This window comes from Haemophilus haemolyticus, assembly GCF_001008275.1.
GTDB lineage: Bacteria > Pseudomonadota > Gammaproteobacteria > Enterobacterales > Pasteurellaceae > Haemophilus > Haemophilus haemolyticus_P.
On the sequence record NZ_LCTH01000025.1, the window covers coordinates 1 to 1342 of the forward strand.

At 47.2% G+C, this 1342-nt stretch carries 1 protein-coding gene; it reads left to right on the plus strand.

The annotated features are described in order from the left end of the window. The coding region (locus AAX15_RS03525; protein WP_046939163.1) for a VENN motif pre-toxin domain-containing protein at positions 1-1342 on the plus strand (1342 nt) is incomplete at both ends.

Consider the following 1342-nt stretch of genomic DNA (forward strand, 5'->3'; position numbering starts at 1 on the left):
CACCAATAGTGAAGAAGGCGGCTTAAACCTTGATGCAGCGAATCTTAAAGCGAAACGTTGGGAAGCGGATATTCAAAATCTGACGATAACGAGCCGTCAAGATACAGAAAAATACGAATCCAAACAAACGAGCGCAGGCACAAGTGGCTCGGTGGTACAGGGTTCAGGAGGTGGTGCTTCAGTGAGTGCCTCCTATAACAAAGCGAAAGTGGATTATGCGCAAGTGAATGAACAAGCGGGTATTCGTGTGGGTGAAGATGGCATGGATGCCCATATCCACAACCATACCCAACTGAATGGTGCCATTATTGAAAGTGACGCTGAGGCAAGTAAAAACCACTTCAAAACAAAATCGCTCACGCATACCGATATTGAAAATAAAAGCGAGATTAAAACCGAAAGTGCAAGCATGGGGGCAGGCACGGGAGGCATTAACCCGATGCAAGCGATAAGCAGTGCCTTGAGCTTATTGGGCAACACCAATGAAAGCGCGCGCAGCATTACCCAATCAGCCATCAGCGGCAACATTCAGATAGACACCGAAACACCGGAAAATCTGACCGCACTTTCACGTGACACCAAAAATGCGAATCAACGTGTTGAAAAACAAGATTTACAAAAAGTGCAAGAACGCCAAGAAATGGCGAAAGTGATAGGCGACATCAGTAACAACGCGATAAGCATCGCTACGTATAATGAGCGTGAGAAGATTAATAAACTGTCATTAGAAAAATTTAAAGCGGAAGAAAAATACGGTAAATCAAGTACGCAAGCGCAAGAAATTGGTAAACAAATTACTGCGATTCAAAATGACATAGACGGCACTTACGGTATTGGAAGTAAGACAGGCATGGCGATTCGCGCCGTGACAGCGGCATTGCAAGCAGCAGCACAAAACGATACCGCAGGCAGTCTTGTCGCACTGGCTTCACCTTATCTCAACAAAACCATCCACGAGATGACGGCGGGCGACACGGCAAAAGACAAAGCCGCGAATCTGATGGCGCATGCTCTGCTTTCCGCGGTGGAGTTCCAAGTGACAGGCAAAGACCCATTGACGGGTGCAGTGGCTGGGGTGACGGGGGAAGCAACAGCTGAAATCATCGCGAGAGCTTATGGCAAACCGGTCAATGAATTAACGGCCAATGAGAAGGAAAACATTAGTACGTTAAGTCAATTGGCGGGCGGATTAGCTGCAGCATTGACGGCGAAAGCGAATGGCACCGCAGCGGAGCAAGGAGGGAGTTTCCTTGCGGCAACTTCTGGGGCAGAAACGGCTAAAAGGGCAGTGGAGAATAATCTTCTTTCTAAAAATGAAGATGAAGAACTTTTTAAGATTTCC